The sequence below is a fragment of the Geobacillus uzenensis genome, from assembly GCF_002217665.1.
Classification (GTDB): Bacteria; Bacillota; Bacilli; order Bacillales; family Anoxybacillaceae; genus Geobacillus; species Geobacillus subterraneus.
In genome coordinates, this window is record NZ_NEWL01000009.1 from 245765 (window position 1) to 264894 (window position 19130).

16 protein-coding genes, 11 tRNA genes, 1 rRNA gene and 2 other annotated features are annotated in these 19130 nt (G+C 52.0%); of the genes, 3 read left to right on the forward strand and 25 right to left on the reverse strand.

Annotated features, from left to right (window positions below; all coding sequences use genetic code 11):
* The first annotated feature begins 41 nt into the window (after nt 1-41).
* Entirely contained in the window at nt 42-1973 is a 1932-nt protein-coding gene (locus B9L21_RS14570; protein WP_063166915.1) for an ABC-F family ATP-binding cassette domain-containing protein, read from the forward strand.
* A 336-nt stretch (nt 1974-2309) separates the two neighbouring features.
* On the opposite strand, the gene tsaD is transcribed toward B9L21_RS14570, so the two are convergent.
* From tsaD to B9L21_RS14660, 17 genes are all read right to left on the reverse strand, one after another.
* Nucleotides 2310-3323: a tRNA (adenosine(37)-N6)-threonylcarbamoyltransferase complex transferase subunit TsaD gene (tsaD, locus tag B9L21_RS14575; RefSeq protein WP_063166916.1), complete on the reverse strand. Its 1014-nt coding sequence runs from the start codon at nt 3321-3323 to the stop codon at nt 2310-2312.
* The gene (gene rimI, locus B9L21_RS14580) at nt 3320-3772 is read right to left on the reverse strand and encodes a ribosomal protein S18-alanine N-acetyltransferase (protein WP_063166917.1); all 453 of its coding nucleotides are present in this window, start codon (nt 3770-3772) and stop codon (nt 3320-3322) included. The genes tsaD and rimI overlap by 4 nt, the downstream gene beginning before the upstream one ends.
* Nucleotides 3732-4472 carry a tRNA (adenosine(37)-N6)-threonylcarbamoyltransferase complex dimerization subunit type 1 TsaB gene (gene tsaB / locus B9L21_RS14585; protein WP_063166918.1) on the reverse strand — a complete coding sequence of 247 codons (741 nt, stop codon included), beginning with the start codon at nt 4470-4472 and terminating at the stop codon, nt 3732-3734. Before tsaB ends, rimI begins: the two co-directional genes overlap by 41 nt.
* On the reverse strand, nt 4469-4927 hold the full coding sequence (gene tsaE, locus B9L21_RS14590) for a tRNA (adenosine(37)-N6)-threonylcarbamoyltransferase complex ATPase subunit type 1 TsaE (RefSeq protein ID WP_063166919.1): 459 nt from the start codon (nt 4925-4927) through the stop codon (nt 4469-4471). The genes tsaB and tsaE overlap by 4 nt, the downstream gene beginning before the upstream one ends.
* A 294-nt stretch (nt 4928-5221) precedes the next feature.
* Nucleotides 5222-5338, reverse strand: a 5S ribosomal RNA gene (rrf, locus tag B9L21_RS14595).
* A 376-nt stretch (nt 5339-5714) separates the two neighbouring features.
* Nucleotides 5715-5814 (reverse strand) — a sequence feature (23S ribosomal RNA rRNA prediction is too short).
* Nucleotides 5815-6338: 524 nt separating this feature from the next.
* Nucleotides 6339-6628 (reverse strand) — a sequence feature (16S ribosomal RNA rRNA prediction is too short).
* A gap of 307 nt (nt 6629-6935) precedes the next feature.
* Nucleotides 6936-7009: transfer RNA gene (locus B9L21_RS14605), tRNA-Gly, on the reverse strand.
* A gap of 169 nt (nt 7010-7178) precedes the next feature.
* Nucleotides 7179-7252 (reverse strand) — tRNA-Pro (locus B9L21_RS14610).
* Nucleotides 7253-7256: 4 nt separating this feature from the next.
* Nucleotides 7257-7333: transfer RNA gene (locus B9L21_RS14615), tRNA-Arg, on the reverse strand.
* A 79-nt stretch (nt 7334-7412) separates the two neighbouring features.
* Nucleotides 7413-7495, reverse strand: a tRNA-Leu gene (locus B9L21_RS14620).
* An 11-nt stretch (nt 7496-7506) separates the two neighbouring features.
* Nucleotides 7507-7588, reverse strand: a tRNA-Leu gene (locus B9L21_RS14625).
* Nucleotides 7589-7593: 5 nt separating this feature from the next.
* Nucleotides 7594-7669 (reverse strand) — tRNA-Lys (locus B9L21_RS14630).
* A 458-nt stretch (nt 7670-8127) separates the two neighbouring features.
* Nucleotides 8128-8202 (reverse strand) — tRNA-Gln (locus B9L21_RS14635).
* Between the two features lie 13 nt (nt 8203-8215).
* A tRNA-Asp gene (locus B9L21_RS14640) sits at nt 8216-8291 on the reverse strand.
* Between the two features lie 31 nt (nt 8292-8322).
* Nucleotides 8323-8394: transfer RNA gene (locus tag B9L21_RS14645), tRNA-Glu, on the reverse strand.
* Nucleotides 8395-8410: 16 nt separating this feature from the next.
* Nucleotides 8411-8503 (reverse strand) — tRNA-Ser (locus B9L21_RS14650).
* A 6-nt stretch (nt 8504-8509) separates the two neighbouring features.
* Nucleotides 8510-8584 (reverse strand) — tRNA-Asn (locus tag B9L21_RS14655).
* 234 nt (nt 8585-8818) lie between these two features.
* Nucleotides 8819-9274, reverse strand: coding sequence for a SprT family protein (locus B9L21_RS14660; RefSeq protein ID WP_063166920.1), 456 nt, complete (start codon nt 9272-9274; stop codon nt 8819-8821).
* Between the two features lie 91 nt (nt 9275-9365).
* Between B9L21_RS14660 and cmpA the strand changes: the two genes are divergently transcribed.
* Nucleotides 9366-9479, forward strand: a complete 114-nt coding sequence (cmpA, locus tag B9L21_RS14665) for a cortex morphogenetic protein CmpA (protein WP_089135018.1) — start codon at nt 9366-9368, stop codon at nt 9477-9479.
* Nucleotides 9480-9630: 151 nt separating this feature from the next.
* Here the strand turns inward: cmpA and hisD are convergent, their stop codons facing one another.
* The 8 genes from hisD to acpS form a co-directional block, all read right to left on the reverse strand.
* Nucleotides 9631-10911: a histidinol dehydrogenase gene (hisD, locus tag B9L21_RS14670; protein WP_063166921.1), complete on the reverse strand. Its 1281-nt coding sequence runs from the start codon at nt 10909-10911 to the stop codon at nt 9631-9633.
* Nucleotides 10912-11083: 172 nt separating this feature from the next.
* Nucleotides 11084-12085: a LacI family DNA-binding transcriptional regulator gene (locus tag B9L21_RS14675; protein ID WP_063166922.1), complete on the reverse strand. Its 1002-nt coding sequence runs from the start codon at nt 12083-12085 to the stop codon at nt 11084-11086.
* A gap of 120 nt (nt 12086-12205) precedes the next feature.
* On the reverse strand, nt 12206-14368 hold the full coding sequence (locus tag B9L21_RS14680; RefSeq protein WP_063166923.1) for a Tex family protein: 2163 nt from the start codon (nt 14366-14368) through the stop codon (nt 12206-12208).
* 299 nt (nt 14369-14667) lie between these two features.
* On the reverse strand, nt 14668-15018 hold the full coding sequence (ndoA, locus tag B9L21_RS14685) for a type II toxin-antitoxin system endoribonuclease NdoA (protein ID WP_003253417.1): 351 nt from the start codon (nt 15016-15018) through the stop codon (nt 14668-14670).
* A gap of 4 nt (nt 15019-15022) precedes the next feature.
* The gene (locus B9L21_RS14690; protein ID WP_020958454.1) at nt 15023-15304 is read right to left on the reverse strand and encodes a CopG family ribbon-helix-helix protein; all 282 of its coding nucleotides are present in this window, start codon (nt 15302-15304) and stop codon (nt 15023-15025) included.
* A 127-nt stretch (nt 15305-15431) separates the two neighbouring features.
* Nucleotides 15432-16586: an alanine racemase gene (gene alr, locus B9L21_RS14695; protein WP_063166924.1), complete on the reverse strand. Its 1155-nt coding sequence runs from the start codon at nt 16584-16586 to the stop codon at nt 15432-15434.
* Between the two features lie 289 nt (nt 16587-16875).
* Nucleotides 16876-17889: a LolA family protein gene (locus B9L21_RS14700; protein ID WP_063166925.1), complete on the reverse strand. Its 1014-nt coding sequence runs from the start codon at nt 17887-17889 to the stop codon at nt 16876-16878.
* Between the two features lie 79 nt (nt 17890-17968).
* On the reverse strand, nt 17969-18358 hold the full coding sequence (acpS, locus tag B9L21_RS14705) for a holo-ACP synthase (RefSeq protein ID WP_063166926.1): 390 nt from the start codon (nt 18356-18358) through the stop codon (nt 17969-17971).
* A gap of 149 nt (nt 18359-18507) precedes the next feature.
* Here acpS and B9L21_RS14710 point away from each other — a divergent pair, with 149 nt between their 5' ends.
* On the forward strand, nt 18508-19125 hold the full coding sequence (locus B9L21_RS14710; RefSeq protein WP_063166927.1) for a rhomboid family intramembrane serine protease: 618 nt from the start codon (nt 18508-18510) through the stop codon (nt 19123-19125).
* The last annotated feature ends 5 nt before the right edge of the window (nt 19126-19130 follow it).

Genomic DNA, 19130 nt, shown 5'->3' on the forward strand with positions numbered 1-19130 from the left:
TTTGGCGACATACGTTAAACTATTCCGAGAGGTGAAACGACATGATCATTTTGCAAGTGCACCAGCTCACGAAATATTTTGGCGCTGACCTTATTTTATCGAATATAAAACTAGAAATACAGTCCCGCGACCGAGTTGCCCTCGTCGGCCGCAACGGCGCAGGAAAATCGACATTGTTAAAAATCATCGCCGGAGAACTTTCTTACGACAGCGGCGAAATCATCAAGCCGAGCCATATCAAAATGGGCTATTTGGCGCAAAACAGCACGCTTGACTCATCACGCTCCATTTGGGACGAGATGCTTGAGGTGTTCGCACCGCTTCGCGCCATCGAAAAGCAGCTGTCCGAACTCGGCTCCCAGCTTGGCGACCCGGATGTGCTCGCTGACCCCGCCCGCTATGAAAAAACGCTCAAAGCGTATGACGAACTGCAAGAACAGTATAAAGAACAGGGCGGCTATCAATACGAAGCCGACATCCGTTCCGTCTTGCACGGGCTGCAGTTTTCCTCATACGATTATAAAACAATGCCCGTCTCTTCGTTAAGCGGCGGGCAGCGGACGCGTCTGGCCCTCGGAAAACTTCTATTGTCCAAGCCGGATTTGTTGATTTTGGACGAGCCGACCAACCATTTGGACCTTGAAACGCTCTCTTGGCTGGAGCAATATTTGCAGGCATATCCCGGCGCTGTCTTGCTCGTTTCCCATGACCGCTATTTTTTAGATAAAGTCGTCACCGAAGTATACGAGCTGTCCAACACGAAGCTCAAGCGGTATACCGGCAACTACAGCCGTTATTTGGAGCAGCGGGCCGAGCAGTATGAACAAGAGTTAAAGCGATATGAGAAACAGCAGGAAGAAATCGCCCGGCTGCAAGACTTTATCCAGCGCAACATCGCCCGCGCCTCGACGACCAAACGGGCGCAAAGCCGCCGAAAACAACTAGAAAAAATGGAGCGGCTCGAACGACCTGTTGGCGATGAAAAATCAGCTTCCTTTTCCTTCGCCATTGAACGGCCGAGCGGCCACGAGGTGCTCACTGCTGAAGAACTGGCCGTTGGTTACGACGAAGGGGCACCTGTCATCCGCCAAATCAGTTTTCGCATCACGCGGGGAGAAAGCGTCGCCTTAGTCGGACCGAACGGCATCGGCAAATCAACATTGCTAAAGGCGGTCGCACGGCGTCTTCCTGTCCAAGGGGGAAAGCTTCGCTACGGCTCAAACGTCCAAATCGGCTATTATGACCAAAATCAGGCTGACTTGTCATCAAATAAACGAGTGCTTGATGAACTGTGGGATGCCTACCCGGATAAAACCGAGAAGGAAATCCGCACTGTGCTCGGCAATTTCTTATTTTCCGGCGATGACGTCTTAAAACCGGTCTCGGCGTTAAGCGGCGGGGAAAAAGCGCGCCTGGCGCTCGCCAAACTGATGCTGCAAAAGGCGAATGTTCTCATTCTGGACGAGCCGACCAACCATTTGGATCTCGACAGCAAACAGGTGCTTGAGCAAGCGCTCATCGATTATCCGGGCACCATTTTGTTCGTCTCCCACGACCGCTATTTCATTAACCGGATTGCGACGAAGCTGTTTGAGCTATCAAGCGGCGGCCTCACGGAATATTTAGGCGACTACGATTACTACATCGCCAAAAAAGCAGAAATGTGCGAACTCGAGCGTCTCGACGCCCGCTTGGACAAAACGCCGGATGGCACTGAATCGGCCAAATCCGCTTATGAACAAGAAAAAGAAGAGAAAAAACGGCAGCGCCAACGCCAGCGCCGTCTAGATGAAATCGAGGCTGAGATCGAAACGCTTGAGGCGCAAATTGCGGAAGTAGAACAGCAGTTATGCGATCCGTCCGTTTATGGCGATTATGAAACCGTGCAACGATTGTCGCAAGAAAATGAGGAACGAAAACAGCAAGTCGAAACGTTATTGGCTGAGTGGGAACAGCTTTATGCTTCACTGTAACCGATCGCCCGCCCGTTATTTTGGCGGGCTGTTTTAGTTAGTCACACTATCCACAAAAGAATCCACAATTCCACCTATGAAATATAAGTTATTCACTAACTTTTCCACATTATCCACAAACCAAACTTTTCTTTTGTGCCAAAACCGTTGTGTATTGTTTTCCTTATATTTATGGTGTTTTCTCGTCTTTTCCACATTGTCCACAACCTGTGGATAAAAATATGCACAGTTCCTTTTCACTTAACTCAGCCAAAGCTTGTCCCTGTAAACAAAAAAGGCGGTTGCTCTCCTGCCGCAAGCAACCACCCTTCCTTCCTCTTTTGTTTCCTTTTTCAACTAAATGAGCGGCAAGCTCGGATTGGCGTTGAGGGCCAAATCAGATCGTTTGCCTTGCCAATACAACACCGTTCCTGCCGCCGCGATCATCGCTGCGTTATCGGTGCATAACGACAACGGCGGAATGACGAGCTCTACATTCGGAAGCTCCTTCATGTTGTCTTGCAGCGCGGACCGCAGTCCGCGGTTGGCCGCCACCCCGCCGGCCAGCAGCACTTGCCGGACACGGTACTGTTTCGCCGCCTGCACCGTTTTGGTCACCAGCACATCGACGACGCTCTCTTGAAAGCTCGCAGCCATCTGTTTCGGGTCAATCTCCTCGCCGCGCTGTTTTGCGTTATGAAGCGTATTGAGCACCGCCGATTTTAAGCCGCTGAAGCTAAAATCATACGATCCTTCCTCAAGCCACGCCCGCGGCAAATCGATTACTGGTTCTCCTTCATGAGCTAACCGGTCGATATGCGGTCCCCCTGGGTAGGGGAGGCCCAAAGCCCGCGCTACCTTATCATACGCCTCACCGGCGGCATCATCGCGCGTTTCGCCGATCACCGTAAACTTTCCGTGTCCTTCCATGTAGATCAGCTCTGTATGCCCACCAGAAACGACAAGCGCTAATAGCGGAAACTTCATCTCAGTCACTAGCCGATTGGCGTAAATATGTCCGGCAATGTGATGCACTCCGACAAGCGGCAGTCCGTGGGCAAACGCCAGCGCTTTCGCCGCATTCACACCGACAAGGAGCGCCCCGACAAGACCCGGCCCCGCCGTCACGGCCACAGCATCAAGGTCAGAAAACGATACCCCAGCTTGCCGCATCGCTTCCTCGATCACAATCGTAATTTGCTCGACATGATGGCGCGAGGCGATCTCCGGCACGACGCCGCCAAACCGCCGATGGCTTTCCATTTGCGAGGCGACGACATTCGATACAATGTCTTTCCCATTTTTCACAACCGCCGCTGCCGTTTCATCGCAGCTCGTTTCAATGCCTAATACGTATACGTCTTCATTCATATCAGCTTCACCCACATTACTAGCGCGTCTTCAAAATTATCAGGATAATACCGTTTGCGAATGCCGCCGTTGCGAAACCCGAGCTTGCGGTACAACGATTGGGCAACATGGTTGGACACGCGTACCTCAAGCGTCATTGTCACCGCTCCATGCTGTTTTGCGATATCCATGAGACGACGCATGAGCGCTTCGCCAAGTTTTTGCCCGCGAAATTGTGGCAACACGGCTACGTTTGTCACATGCGCTTCGTCGATGACAAGCCACATTCCGCCATATCCGATAATCCGCCCGCGGTGTACCATAACAATATATTTGGCATAACGGTTGTACATCAGCTCGTTGTAGAACGACTCGCGACTCCATGGCGCGGTGAACGATGCCTGTTCCACTTGTACGACCTCGTCAATGTCATGGATGGTCATTGGCCGAAATTGTACATCGATCCCCATCGTTTCTTTCCCCTTTTTGTTTCGCGAGCCATTTCGCCTCCGCTTCCGCAAGGCGGATATAATTCGGCACAAACGTATGAGCGTTCTCGCGTTCTTTTTCTTTGCCGAGCATCACCAGCTCGCTCGGGCGCGGCAACCCCAGCGATGGTGGGGCAACGTGAACCCGCTCGCCTAAATGGTTTCGAAACAATTCGCTATATAACGGCGCATCCGCACCAACGAACAATACATCCTCTCCCCGCTCACTTAACTGCCGAGCCCACTCACTTGCTGCCACAATCCGGTCCGCCTCAAGGCAACGGAGCACGCCGCCTTCATATCGGTAAAGCCCGGTATAAAGTTGTCCGCGCCGCGCGTCAAACAGCGGAACAATCACCCCAGGAAAATAACGGCCATTAGCAGCGAGCACTTCGAGGCTCGAAACACCAGCAATCGGGATGCCTAGCGACCAAGCGAGCGTTTTCGCAATTGTCACTCCGATCCGCACCCCGGTATATGACCCCGGCCCTTTAGCGACAACGATCAAATCGAGCTCGCCCGGGGCAACCTTACACTGCCGAAGCAGCGATTCAATGGCCGGCATCGCTTGGGACGAGTGATCTTTTTTCACATGCGTGATCAGTTCTCCTTTGATGATATCCCCGTCTGCTAAGGCAACGCCCAGCGGCATATTCGATGTGTCAATCCCCAATATTTTCATGACGCAAAAATCTCCTTACACAACTGCTCATAGCGATGTCCTAACGGTTCAAACACTAATTTTCGTTCATTGTCGCCCCGATGAAGCAAATGGATCGTCAATCGTTCGTTTGGCAGCTGGCCCGCAATCAAATGCGCCCACTCAACGACTGTAACGCCATCGCCGGCAAAATATTCGTCAAACCCGAGGTCTTCCCACTCATCTTCAAGCCGATATACATCCATATGGTAAAGCGGGAGTCTCCCCTCGTATTGCTTCATAATCGTAAACGTTGGGCTGTTGACATTTTGCCGAATCCCTAGCCCCTCGGCAAGCCCTTTCGTAAACGTCGTCTTGCCTGCACCCAAGTCTCCTTCCAAAGCGATCACCGTCCCTGGCTCCAGCCGTTCGGCAAGCCGGCGAGCGATCGCCCTCGTCTCTTCAGGAGAATGCACGATAAGTTCAAAGTGCTCCATCGCGTTCCACCTTATTCCATTTTATCATCTTCACTCTCGCTTTTGAAATTGTACCATAACAAAATATTCTGTTGCCACTCTCAACGCCAAAAATGATCATTCTCTGACAAGAACTAATGAGCGTTCCCCTTCTTACGATCACACTTGGAAGCCTCCGCTTCCAAGTGGAAGACGACAAAAAGGACTGTCCTGATCAGGCTGTTTGCTTAGCCCGAAGGACAGTCCTTGTATCATTAGGGTCATAAAAAGAAAAAAGGGAATTAGGCGTGTTGCTACTCCCTGGTGAATGCAATTGCCTAGCAGCGACCTACTCTTGCAGGGGCGCTGGCCCCAACTACCATCGGCGCTGGAGAGCTTAACTTCCGTGTTCGGGATGGGAACGGGTGTTTCCTCTCCGCTATCACCACTAGGCGATATGAAGTTGTGGGATCATTCCCTCAAAACTAGATAACCGTGTGGGGGAAGAAGCCGCGGCGCTTCCGCTTTTTGTCTAGCTCCGGCCGCCATCGGCTCCCGACGCTTCGGTCCTGCTGCGGCGGCGACACATTGCATACGCTCCTGTGACACCACCCACGCAGAACCAAGCTTTGCTTGGTTCGAGCCTCCTCGCAGGCCCTCCAGCGCGTTTCGCCGATAGGCGGGCGGCCTCTGCTTTTCGTACTGTCTAGCTCCGGCCGCCATCGGCTCGCGACGCTTCGGTCCTGCTGCGGCGGCGATAGCCTCCTCGCAGGCCCTCCAGCGCGTTTCGCCGATAGGCAGGCGGCCTCTGCTTTTCTAGGTTAAGCCCTCGATCGATTAGTATCCGTCAGCTCCACGTGTCGCCACGCTTCCACCTCGGACCTATCGACCTCGTCATCTTCGAGGGATCTTACTCGCCTAACGCGATGGGAAATCTCCATTCGGACATCTCCGGATCAACGCTTGCTTACAGCTCCCCGGAGCGTTTCGGCGTTTGCCCCGTCCTTCATCGGCTCCTAGTGCCAAGGCATCCACCGTGCGCCCTTTCTAGCTTAACCTACAGCGTCTCGGCTTCTTCCTTCTAGCTTAACCTACAGCGTCTCGGCTTCTTCCTTTTGTGTATCGGTTATCTAGTTTTCAAGGAACGATTCGAAGGAATTCTCATTCCTTCAAAACTGAACGAAACGAAAGCGCGATTTGTTAATGGTTGGCCGTTAGCGGCCGTCGCTTTTCGTATTGTCTAGCTCCAGCGCCTGGCTCTCTTCTGCCAAATAACCTTCCCCCTCGGGGTGCAAGCACCCCTGCGGGTGAAGAACATTTGACTTCGAGAGCCAATCGCGGCGCTTCCGCTGATCAACGCTTGCTTACAGCTCCCCGGAGCGTTTCGGCGTTTGCCCCGTCCTTCATCGGCTCCTAGTGCCAAGGCATCCACCGTGCGCCCTTTCTAGCTTAACCTACAGCGTCTCGGCTTCTTCCTTTTGTGTATCGGTTATCTAGTTTTCAAGGAACGATTCGAAGGAATTCTCATTCCTTCAAAACTGAACGAAACGAAAGCGCGATTTGTTAATGGTGGCCGCCTTTCAACCGAAGACCATGCGGTCTTCGGTGTTATCCGGTATTAGCTCCGGTTTCCCGGAGTTATCCCGGTCTTGCGGGCAGGTTGCCCACGTGTTACTCACCCGTCCGCCGCTGACCAAATAAGAGCAAGCTCTCATTCGGTCCGCTCGACTTGCATGTATTAGGCACGCCGCCAGCGTTCGTCCTGAGCCAGGATCAAACTCTCCAATAGAAAGTTGATTGGCTTTGTAAGCTTCGGCACCGACACCAAACGTGTCAAGCGGCCTCAGCTTTTCGTATTGTCTAGCTTCGGCCGCCATCGGCTCGCGACGCTTCGGTCCTGCTGCGGCGGCGATAGCCTCCTCGCAGGCCCTCCAGCGCGTTTCGCCGATAGGCAAGCGGCCTCAGCTTTTCGTTGCGCTTCGTTTCGTTCAGTTTTCAAGGAACAAGATTGATAAATCTTCTTTGACAGCTTCTCAGTTCAACTTCTTCATGGAGCGGGTGATGGGAATCGAACCCACGACATCAGCTTGGAAGGCTGAGGTTTTACCACTAAACTACACCCGCATATTATTCTGTTTAATATTCACCACGCACTTTCATGCCTCTTCCTCTGCTGGTCGATTCAAGGAAGTCAAATGCGTTGAGGCAACTCGTGGCCTACTCGATGAAGTTAAGGCTCGTGGCTGAGGTTTTACCACTAAACTACACCCACATATTATTTAAACTATCGGAATCGGGAAGACAGGATTTGAACCTGCGACCCCATGGTCCCAAACCATGTGCTCTACCAAGCTGAGCTACTTCCCGATCATGGCGCGCTCGAGAGGATTCGAACCCCTAACCTTCTGATCCGTAGTCAGATGCTCTATCCAATTGAGCTACGAGCGCAATATTTTTAAGAGCAACAGAATTTATTATAATAACTCAGTTCGTCTTTGTCAATATTTTTTATCCTAATAAAATAAAATGCGGTCGAGAGGACTTGAACCTCCACGGGGTTGCCCCCACTAGGCCCTCAACCTAGCGCGTCTGCCATTCCGCCACGACCGCGTGTTTATCAGTGCGGGTGGAGGGACTTGAACCCCCACGCCGTGAGGCGCCAGATCCTAAGTCTGGTGCGTCTGCCAATTCCGCCACACCCGCGAATATGGTGAGCCATGGAGGACTCGAACCTCCGACCCTCTGATTAAAAGTCAGATGCTCTACCTGCTGAGCTAATGGCTCATAGCGATCATAACACTCTAAGTACTAACGAGCTCTACCTGCCTCTTCCTCTACCAGCTGTTTCGAGGATGCTCGGTGCGTCGAGGCAACTCGCAGCGAATTCAAAGATGCAACGCTCGTTGCTGAGCTAATGGCTCATAGCGATCATAACACTCTAAGTACTAACGAGCTCTACCTGCCTCTTCCTCTACCAGCTGTTTCGAGGATGCTCGGTGCGTCGAGGCAACTCGCAGCGAATTCAAAGATGCAACGCTCGTTGCTGAGCTAATGGCTCATAGCGATCATAACACTCTAAGTACTAACGAGCTCTACCTGCCTCTTCCTCTACCAGCTGTTTCGAGGATGCTCGGTGCGTCGAGGCAACTCGCAGCGAATTCAAAGATGCAACGCTCGTTGCTGAGCTAATGGCTCATGATATGCCCTAAGCTAACAGCTTAGGGATATGTATGAAATAAGAATGGCTGGGCCAGCTGGATTCGAACCAGCGCATCACGGAGTCAAAGTCCGTTGCCTTACCGCTTGGCTATGGCCCAGCGATTGGTGTTATGGCGGTCCCGACGGGACTCGAACCCGCGATCTCCTGCGTGACAGGCAGGCATGTTAACCACTACACTACGGGACCGTGAATTCGCGGGAAGTCCCCGCGCTGTAAGTGACCCGTACGGGATTCGAACCCGTGTTACCGCCGTGAAAGGGCGGTGTCTTAACCACTTGACCAACGGGCCACGCGTATATCGAAAGTGGCGGAGAAGGCGGGATTTGAACCCGCGCGCCGTAAAGACACGACCTAACGGTTTAGCAAACCGTCCCCTTCAGCCACTTGGGTACTTCTCCATAAAATGGCTCCGCAAGTAGGATTCGAACCTACGACCTACCGGTTAACAGCCGGTTGCTCTACCGCTGAGCTATTGCGGAATGATGATGAAGAAAATGCATCCGAAACTTTCCCTGTCCCTTCCTCCACAAGCACATCTAATGATGCGGATGTTCGTCACAACTGACATTGTTTATTATATTGAGCAACCTGTTGTTTGTCAATATGTTTTTTTGTTGTTTGTTTCGCCGTTTGGCGACGGCTTTTATAATTTAGCATATGATTGTTTTGACTGTCAACCTCTTTTTTGTAAAAGGTTCCGCCTTGTTTCATCGTTAGCTGGAAGAGAGTTTGAGCCGGCCGTGGCAATGGCCGCAGACGTAGCGGTCGGTGTTCATTCGTTTTTTACGCTTGTATGTTAAGCCGCACGATGTGCAAATGTATGTATGGATCGCCTTGGGCGTTTTTGTTTTTTGTTCGAGCGGACGGCAATAGCGAGGCGCCCCCACTTTTCTCAACAGCTCGCGAAAGTCACGGTCGCGGTGGCGGTAGCCTTTCCCTTCAAGATGCAGATGGTAATGACATAGCTCATGTTTGATGATGGCAATGAGTTCTTCTTCGCCAAATCGGTCATAATGTTTTTTGTTCAGTTCAATGTTGTGCGTTTGCAGCACGTAGCGCCCGCCGACAGTGCGAAGCCTTGAGTTGAAGGAGGCGGTGTGGCGAAACGGTTTGCCAAATGTGCTTATGGAAATTTGCTCAACGAGTGCTTGCAACTGTTTTTGATCCATGGCAGGCGCCCCCTTTTATGTTTTTGGCACAGGACAATGTGCAGCTACATACATTATATACTACCTTTCCGTTGTTAGGGAGGTGACTGCTTTGCCTACGTGGCTAAAAAATCAGATGAGACGAGCCTATTATGAAAAAAACCGGGATCAAATTAAGCTGTTAAACCAATGTTGGTTTTTTTATCGGAGGAAACACTGTTCGTAGGAGGTTCATTCCTCTCACTGTCATGATCGTTAGAAGCGTCAATCCTTCAAGCAACCCAATGATACCGATGAACCTTTTTTTCCTCCCCTGTACTTTTTGCGATGCATGAATTTGGGCAGTCAGGCAACCGACTGCCCAAGCCTCGCAATGTTTATTGACTTTTGCCATAACGCTCGACGCGAAGCCGGGCCTGTTGAGCGTGACCCGCAAAGTTCTCGATTTCGCAGAGGCGGACGGCGTACTCGCCAATAAAAGCGCTCGCTTCTTTGCTTACTTTTTGGTAAGTGCATGTTTTCAAGAACTTCCCAACCCACAGGCCGCCAGTATAACGGGCTGCTTTTTTCGTCGGCAAAGTGTGGTTTGTGCCGATCACTTTGTCACCGTAAGCGACGTTTGTTTCAGGGCCAAGGAACAAGCTCCCGTAGTTTGTTAAATTCTCTAAGAAGTAATCCGGATTTTTGGTCAAAACTTGAACGTGCTCAAACGCCAGCTTGTCTGCCTCCCGCAAAGCTTCTTCCTCGTCCTCGACGACGATGACGGTACCGTAATCCCGCCACGCTACGCTTGCGACGTCAGCGGTAGGGAGCACCGCTAACTGCCGTTCGACCTCCTCCAACGTCTCCCGGGCTAACTTTTCCGATGTCGTAATCAGCACGCACGGAGAAGTCGGTCCATGCTCGGCCTGTCCCAGCAAGTCCGTGGCGACCATTTCGGCATCAGCGGTTTCGTCCGCGATGATCAATGTTTCGGTCGGACCAGCAAACAAGTCGATGCCTACACGGCCGTACAGTTGCCGTTTCGCTTCAGCTACATACGCGTTTCCTGGGCCGACTAACATATCGACAGGCTCGATCGTTTCCGTGCCGATCGCCATGGCCGCCATGGCTTGAACACCACCCAAAATATAAATTTCATCCGCTCCTGCCAAATGCATGGCGGCGACGGTCGCTGCGGGGATTTCCCCGCGGATAGGCGGCGTGCAGGCAATCACCCGTTTGACCCCTGCCACTTTTGCCGTTAGAACGCTCATATGTGCCGAAGCAACCATCGGGTAGCGCCCCCCAGGTATGTAGCACCCGACGCTGTTGACCGGGATGTTTTTATGGCCGAGGATCACTCCAGGCAGCGTTTCGACTTCAATGTCTTTTAGCGCTTTTCTTTGCTCCTCAGCAAATCGTCTAATGTTGCTTTGCGCGAATTTAATGTCCTCAATCGTTTGCTTCGGAACAGTGCTGATAATATCTAAGATTTGCTCCTCGGTAAGACGAAAACTCAGCGGAGACCAGTTATCAAACTGAAGTGACAGTTCTCGGACTGCCGCATCCCCCTCAAACTCAATTTTCTTAATTATCTGCCGCACAGTTTCCGCCACTTGCGCATCGTGCTGGGCAATTTCTTCTTGCGGCTTTCCTTGTTTTAAAAACATCGTCATTTCCTTTTCCTCCCTTTTTGCATGCGTATGCATTTTAGTAAATAGTTCAACTTTTTAGTATATTGAATACGTATTCAATTTGCGGCACAAGAAGGGGGCTCCCCCTATCTACAGAAATTTCAAATGTTTCCGCGGATTCTGTAAAAATAATAATGTAAAGCGCTTTCTTTTGTCAACTCCTTTTTTTCACACTTCCTCTTTCGACCAATATGCCTGGAAATAAAATCGATGACGGTTTCCCATCTCCTCCGTCTATTTCTACGAACAGTTTTGCCAGCGTCCATTCGATCATCTCATCAACAGGCTGCCTCCATGTTGTTAAACCGTAACTAGGCCAAGACGCCATTGTGATATCGTCAAAACCGATGACCGCCACGTCATCTGGAATCGATAATCCTATCGCTCTGGCGGCATCCATGACCCCTAAGGCCGTGATATCGTTAGCCCCAAAAATCACCTCGGGCCGCTCTCTTTTGCCTAATAGCCGCAAAGCAGCATTATATCCCCCTTCATAAGTAAACTCTCCGTCCTCGATGCAAAGTTCCGCTCCTCTCCCCATCAGAGCCTCACAAAACCCCCGCTCGCGGTCATCATTTGTCGAGGTGTTCTTGCGTCCGCGTATGTATGCCATCCGTCTATATCCGAGCTCGTACAAGTATTCGCCAATTTTTTTGCCCGCGGTATAATTATCGCAGCTCACCGAATGGCAAGGAAGGCCGTCCATGCGGCGGTTAAACAATATGACCGGTATGCCGTTGCTTGAAAGGGAGGCGATGATATTCGGCGATAACGTAGCATCAGTCACAATGACACCTTCGACATTGTATTCAAGAAATTCTGATATTTCATCTTGGTTGATCTCGTCGTTCTCCGTATGAACAAAAAGGACGTGGTAACCGTTGTCGCGCAACGCTTTTGTGAATTTCTCCAATATTTCAGGATAGAACGGATTTTGGATATCCCTCATCGCCAAGCCAATGATATTCGTTTTATTCATGATCAGTCCTCTAGCCAACGCGTTAGGTCGATAGCCAAGCTCCCGCGCCGCTTCAAGCACCCGCTTTCTCGTTTTCGGTGACACGCTCGAACCCGGGGTGAACACGCGAGAAACGGTTGATTGGGATACCCCTGCCTTTTTCGCTACTTCCATGGAATTGACCGGCTTTTTCTTCACCAACACTCCCTCCTCCTTCCAGCTGACTACAGCTGTGATAAGGGCATGCCAGCCTGTCAGAGCGCTCGCATGCCTCTGGGGGTTTGACCTCTCGGCTGAAATCTTAAGAACAAACGCCGCTTACTCTGGAGGCAGCATTGATAATGAAATTCTCCCTTTCGCCACATCGACGTGCTCGACCCATACTTTGACAACATCGCCGACGGAAACAATGTCGAGCGGATGGCGCACGTATTGTTTGCTGAGTTTTGAAATATGTACAAGCCCGTCCTGTTTGACACCGATGTCGACAAAAGCGCCGAAGTCAACGACATTGCGCACTGTGCCTTCAAGCTCCATGCCCGGTTTTAAGTCCTCCATTTTCAAGACGTCTTTGCGAAGCAGCGGTTTGGGCAGCTCGTCGCGCGGGTCGCGCTCCGGACGGCATAAAGCGTCGATGATGTCGCGCAATGTCAGTTCACCGATGCCGAGTTCAGCAGCCGTTGCTTCGATATCGATGGCTTGCAGCGCTTGGCGCAGTTCGCCGCTGCCGATGGCGTCGGTTGTAAATCCTAATGTATGCAATAGCTGCTTCACTTCTGCGTACCGCTCGGGGTGAATCGCCGTGCGGTCAAGCGGCTCCTCCCCGTCGGGAATGCGCAAAAAGCCGATGCATTGCTCGTACGTTTTTGCTCCAAGCCGCGGGATCGTTTTCAGCTCTTCACGGCTGCGGAATTTTCCTTGCTCTTCGCGGCGCTTGACGATGTTTTCCGACACCGTTTTCGTCAGCCCTGACACGTACTGCAACAACGAAACAGAGGCGGTGTTGACGTTGACGCCAACTTGGTTGACGACCGTCTCAACGACGAAACGGAGCGATTCGGCCAGCTTCTTTTGCGAAACATCATGCTGGTACTGGCCGACCCCGACCGATTTTGGGTCGATTTTGACGAGCTCGGCGAGCGGATCTTGAACACGGCGGGCGATGGAAACGGCGCTCCGCTCTTCGACTTGCAAGTCCGGAAACTCGGCGCGTGCAAGGTCGGAAGCGGAGTAGACGCTCGCCCCCGCCTCGTTGACGATGACATAAAAGATGTCACGCGCCACTTGCTTCAGCGTATCGGCGACAAACTGCTCTGTTTCCCGCGATGCCGTTCCGTTGCCGATGGCGATCATGTCCACATGATCGTCTTCAAGCAAGCGCAGAAGCTTTGTTCGCGCTTCCTCTTTCCGCTCCTGAGGCGGGTGCGGGTACATGACGTCGATGCGGAGCAGCTTTCCGGTTTCGTCAACGACGGCGAGTTTGCATCCGGTTCGGTAAGCCGGGTCGATGCCGAGGACCGTTTTTCCTTTTAACGGCGGCTGAAGAAGCAGCTTGCGCAAGTTTTCGGCAAAAATATGGATCGCCCGTTCTTCTGCCTTTTCCGTCAGCTCGTTGCGGATCTCGCGTTCAATGGCAGGCTCCATCAGCCGCTTGTATCCGTCTTCAACCGCTTCCGCCACAAGTGGGGCGGCGGGGGATGATTCATTGGCGATGGTCTTTCGCAGCAAGTAGCGAATGATCTCCTCGACCGGCGGTTTGACCGCTACGCGCAATACCTCTTCCTTTTCACCGCGGTTTAAGGCTAAGACGCGATGGGGGACGATTTTGGCGATCGGCTCTTCATAGTCGTAGTACATTTCGTAAACGTTCTTTTCGTCCTTTTCCGGCGCTTTGGCGGCCGAAGCGATCGTTCCTTTCCGACGCGTTTGTTCGCGCACCCATTGGCGAAGGTTGGCATCGTCAGCCATCCGTTCAGCGATGATGTCTTTCGCCCCTTGCAGCGCCTCGTCAACAGTGGCCACCCCTTTTTCGGCATCGACAAACGCCTCGGCCTGCTCTTCGGGAGCTGGAGCGGCGGGGAAAGAAAGAAGCCAGTCGGCGAGCGGCTCGAGCCCTTTTTCTTTGGCGATCGTCGCTTTCGTGCGCCGTTTTTGTCGGTAAGGGCGATATAGATCTTCGACTTGCTGCAGCTTCGTAGCGCTTATAATCATGTTTTTCAATTCTTCCGTCAATTTCCCTTGCTCATCAATCAACCGAATGACTTCTTCTTTCCGCTGTTCTAAATGCTGCAAATATTCCCATCGTTCGAGCACATCACGAATTTGCACTTCATCGAGCGCCCCCGTCATTTCCTTCCGGTAGCGAGCGATAAACGGGATCGTGTTGCCTTCCCGGTGAAGCGCGATGACATTTTCGACTTGTTTCGCCGCCAACTGTTGCTCGGTGGCGATGATTGAAATGAGCCGCTGTTCGTTCGTCAAGCGTTTCCCTCCCTTATGTATAGCGTCAGCCGAAATTCCTCTCCCGCTGATCGCTGGGCTGCGCCTTTCGCGCGCTTGAGGCTCGGAGTCTTCTTTACGAAACCAAATAAAAATGAAAGGACAGACCGTTATGAGAGCCGATCTGCCCGTCTTTGCCATTGACATAAAAATACCATAATAAAATCCAGCGTCGCACGTTCACCGCCGCTTCACCTATCCGCCCATTTGCCCTTGGCAAACAAAACATCGCTCCCTCCCGCTGTTTGACTCGCTAAGGCAGGGGGCTTCTTCGCACAGTGTCAAAAGTCGATCAAACCCAAGCTGATTTGCAGCGCCTCATCGACCTTATCCATCATTTCATCATCCAAGTGGGTAATTTTATCGGTCAACCGTTGTTTATCAATCGTACGAATTTGCTCAAGCAAAATGACCGAATCGCGCTCAAACCCGTAGCGTTTCGCATCGATTTCGACGTGCGTCGGCAGTTTCGCCTTTTGGATTTGCGCCGTAATCGCCGCGACAATTACCGTCGGACTGAAGCGATTGCCGATATCGTTTTGGATCACCAACACGGGGCGTACGCCGCCCTGCTCTGAGCCAACGACCGGGGAAAGGTCCGCAAAATAAACGTCGCCACGTTTGACAATCAAAGCATTACCCCCCGCTAACTAAGCGTTCAACGGTGTGGTCGGCCTCATATTCAGCATGAAACGCTTCAGAAGCAATAGATAAATTGATTTTGGCCATTTCCATGTAGCCTCGTCTCATCGCCTCGCGAATTTGCCGTTTTTTCCGCTCGCGAATATACATTTTCGTCGCCTGATAAATGAGTTCATTGCGATTGCCATTCTCCTGCTTTACGAGCCCGTCCAGTTCTGTCAGCAGCGACTGCGGCAAACGAACGATGATTTCCGTTGTTGCGCCAGATTCCGACACGAATCATACACCTCCACGAACTGCAGCCATTCATTGCTTCCATTTCATGATACCATTAAACAACGGCGCTGCAAAGTCATTTCTCCATTTTCTATCCTTTGTCTTCTGAAGCAGATTATGCACCGCTTCACCCGTGACAAACAGCATTTCTCACTTCCATTATACGCTTATTTCGGAAAAAAATACGGGGCACCCGATAACTGATTGTGCAAGGCACTTCGTAATTAATCGTTTCCAACTGGCGGGCGACATCATCGACTGAGATGGCTTCATCCCCTTGACGACCAATCAACGTCACCTTCGTGCCGATCGGCAGCGGCCCAGGCAGGCGGATCATGCATTGATCCATGCAAATGCGGCCGACAATCGGCGCCCTTTGCCCGTTCACGAGCACATGAAAATGTTGCAGACGACGGAGCCAGCCGTCCGCATAGCCGATCGGGATCGTGCCGATCCACTCTTCCACTTGCGCGGTATACGTCGCTCCGTAACTGACCTTTTCCCCCGGCTGCAGCTTTTTCACATGCACGAGGCGGCTATGGAGCGAAAACGCCTCCTTGAGTTCGTATGGAAGCAGCGGCTTGATGCTTGGCGACGGAGCGAGCCCGTACATGGAAATGCCGAAGCGGACCATATTGAACGCTCGATCGGGAAAGCGGAGCGCCGCTGCGCTGTTGGCACAATGAACGAGCGGCGGCCGCGACGGCAGCCATTCGAGCATACGCAAAAAGCGGCCATATTGGTAAGAAAGATAGTCTGTATTCACTTCATCAGCCGTCGCAAAATGCGTATATGCCCCTTCAAGGATAAAGGACGGGTGGCGATCAATCAGCGCCATGATGCGCTTTGTCTCCTCTTCGTTTTTCACCCCGAGCCTTCCCATTCCGGTGTCCATTTTCAAATGAAAGTGAACCGGGGCCGAGTCCGTGTAAATGGATGACGCCTCTTCTACCCAATCAGCGCGAAACACGGTTAAGGCAATGCGATGTTGGGCGGCTAGCGTCACATCGGCCGGGCGGGACGCCCCGAGCACTAAAATGGGCGCATTGATGCCTTTTTTCCTTAAGGCGAGCGCCTCGTCCAAAAAGGCGACGGCTAAGTAGGAAGCGCCGGCTTCTAGCGCCGTTTCCGCCACTTGGGCGTCACCATGTCCATAGGCGTTCGCCTTCACGACGGCCATCACCCGCGTTCCATCCGGCAAAAAGCGGCGCAAATTCGCAACGTTGTCGTAAATGGCATCCAAATCAATTTCCGCCCACGTATCGCGGTGAAAGTCGTCCATCCTCTCTCGCTGCCTTTCTCATCACGCAAGTTCGAAAGCGCTTGAATCTGTTTTCGTCCTTTCTTAGTTTACCACGTCTTTGCTGAAGAAGGAATAGGTTGAACGTCAGAAAAGCGCCTGAACGCAGCGGAAATCGAGAAACCTTGCTTCCCCCGCTTTTCATCCCGTTTAGTCCTATGCCGGCTAGAGGCGAGGCCTTTTTCACCGGACCGGACTCTCACGCCATGAAAAAATAAGGCGGCCTCCCGCCCTCAAAGCGGAAAGGCACGCCTTTTCGCAGGCTTCACGGTTATTTTGTTGCTTTTTCTTGCACCGAGCTGGCAACCATCACCATTTCTTCCGGTGTTAGATCATCAGAGGCGAGCGTAAATTCCACCCCGTTGTATGACCATGTCAGCGTTTGATCAGTGAGGGCACCGACCGTAAATCCTAAATCAACCGGATCCCCGTTGACAAGCACTGGCATGCTCGTGGCCGGGAGCACTTCCGCTTTTTCTTGAACGAGCGTAAACGATTTTTTGCCGCCGAATGTCATAATGACCCGCGTGCCGTCTTCACTTTTTACTTCTTTTTCCTCAAGCGCCTGGACGCCTTCCGGGAGCTGGCTCGGGTACATGACCTCCATCACTTGTTCTTTTCCTTCCGCCATCGCTGGCACTTCGAGGCGTGCACCGGTCATGTTTTTCGATGTGTCGAACGCATCATCATCGAATTTTTTGTTAAATTCAACATTGGAAAATTCCACTGTCAACAGCGCTTTTCGGTCTGTATCCATCACTTTGACCGAGACGGGCGCCAAATCTTTTTTGCGCAGTGTAATTTCTTGGGTCGGAACGACTTCGCTATTTGGATAGTTCGTTTTTGTCTCGAATACATAGTGGTCTTTCGTCGCTTTAAACTTCGCCTTTGAGTCACTCAAAATGTCTTTGACGAGCGATTCATACAAATACGCTTGACTGCTGTTTTTCGGCCAGTCGCTGACAAACTTGAAGCTTTTGTTGAGAGCCGGCGTAAAGACAAACACTCCCTCATCGTTGCGCAAAATCATTTGACTTTGCCCTTTGTCGGCGTTTTTCAAGCTGACGCGGTAGTACGACGGCTGCTTATGCCACACTTCCACATGATATACTTGTGGCTTCGCACCGGTGCGGAACGTCATTTTCGCCTCGGCTTGGTAGCCTGTCATGTCGTCCATCTTTTCATTGAGCGCTTGAAGCACTTCCTCCTGCGATTTCGACCCGCACCCAGCTAGAGCAAACAAAAAGATGATGCCGACCAATGCCAAAAGCACCTTTCTGCCCATCGCTTCAACCCCTTTGCCTCATATATCGATTTCTGCCTATGCACTACAATATATGAGACAACTTTCGAGAATATGCAGACTAGCCGTGGCAAGCGTCCGATGGTTCAGTCGGCCCGAAGCGCTCAATGACGACTTGGGCGACCGCATAATCGCGGCTATGGGAGATGGACAGATGAATGATCTCTCCGTCGCGGCGGGCAGCAATACTTGGCTTTCCATACGCATCGGAAACGACCTCGATGTCTTGAAACGATACATGTCGCCCAATCCCTGTCCCGAGCGCTTTAGCGTACGCTTCCTTCGCCGCAAATCGTCCGGCAAGAAATTCCACCTGTCTAGCAGGTGCTAGCCGGTCAAACTGCGCCTTCTCTCGCGGTGTTAACACCCGATCAGGGAGTTTGCGGTTGCGTTCAAGGAGCGACCGAATCCGTTCAAGCTCTACAATATCAATGCCGATACCGACAATCATCACTTTCTCCACCTATCCGTGCGATATAGTCGGACAAATTTTTTGCGCTTTTTGTGCATAAGATGGCTTATAGAAAACGGACATAACCTATCGGCGCATCGCCCCACCTGCAGGGGATGTGATGTTCAGCAAAGAAAGGAGACAAAGCTATGTTTCACCATGTAGGGGATGTCCGCTCACTCTTCCGTCTCTGTCCGGTTGTATCGATCGTGTTGCTAGCCCATATCGGTTTATGGTTTTTGTTCGTCCTTCCCCTCACGGTGCTTGAGCCCATTTGGCAACATGTCATCGGGACGAACGGCGCCATTCGCGACGGAGAGTATTGGCGGTTGGTTAGCCCGCTCGTGCTGCACTACGATTTCAACCATATGGCGGCCAACAGCCTTTCTCTATGGCTGTTCGGCCCGTGGCTGGAGCGTGCGCTCGGAAAAGGGAAATTTTTGCTTCTTTATCTCGGAGGCGGCTTCGGCGCCAATGTCGCCACCGTACTGCTTCTGCCGCCGATGTACAGCCACGTCGGGGCGTCAGGAGCCATTTTCGCCTTATTCGGCATGTATAGCTATCTCGCTCTATTCCGCCGTGACTTAATCGCCCCAAAGCACACCCGGCTGTTGCTGGTCATTGTCGCGATTCATTTGTTGCTTAGTTTGCTGGAACCGAACGGAAATCTCATAGCTCATCTATTCGGCTTCGCCACCGGCGGCTTGTTGGCTCCCTTTTTAGCCATCCGTCCCCAGCTGCCGACATTTCATGTGATCCGGCCATGAAAAAA

Coding starts and splice junctions, on each gene's coding strand:
- B9L21_RS14570 (WP_063166915.1), top strand. CDS start 42: ATGATCATTTTGCAAGTGCACCAGCTCACGAAATATTTTGGCGCTGAC.
- tsaD (WP_063166916.1), bottom strand. CDS start 3,323: ATGAATGAAGACGTATACGTATTAGGCATTGAAACGAGCTGCGATGAA.
- rimI (WP_063166917.1), bottom strand. CDS start 3,772: ATGGGGATCGATGTACAATTTCGGCCAATGACCATCCATGACATTGAC.
- tsaB (WP_063166918.1), bottom strand. CDS start 4,472: ATGAAAATATTGGGGATTGACACATCGAATATGCCGCTGGGCGTTGCC.
- tsaE (WP_063166919.1), bottom strand. CDS start 4,927: ATGGAGCACTTTGAACTTATCGTGCATTCTCCTGAAGAGACGAGGGCG.
- B9L21_RS14660 (WP_063166920.1), bottom strand. CDS start 9,274: ATGGATCAAAAACAGTTGCAAGCACTCGTTGAGCAAATTTCCATAAGC.
- hisD (WP_063166921.1), bottom strand. CDS start 10,911: ATGACGATGTTTTTAAAACAAGGAAAGCCGCAAGAAGAAATTGCCCAG.
- alr (WP_063166924.1), bottom strand. CDS start 16,586: ATGGACGACTTTCACCGCGATACGTGGGCGGAAATTGATTTGGATGCC.
- B9L21_RS14700 (WP_063166925.1), bottom strand. CDS start 17,889: ATGGGCAGAAAGGTGCTTTTGGCATTGGTCGGCATCATCTTTTTGTTT.
- acpS (WP_063166926.1), bottom strand. CDS start 18,358: ATGATTGTCGGTATCGGCATTGATATTGTAGAGCTTGAACGGATTCGG.
- B9L21_RS14710 (WP_063166927.1), top strand. CDS start 18,508: ATGTTTCACCATGTAGGGGATGTCCGCTCACTCTTCCGTCTCTGTCCG.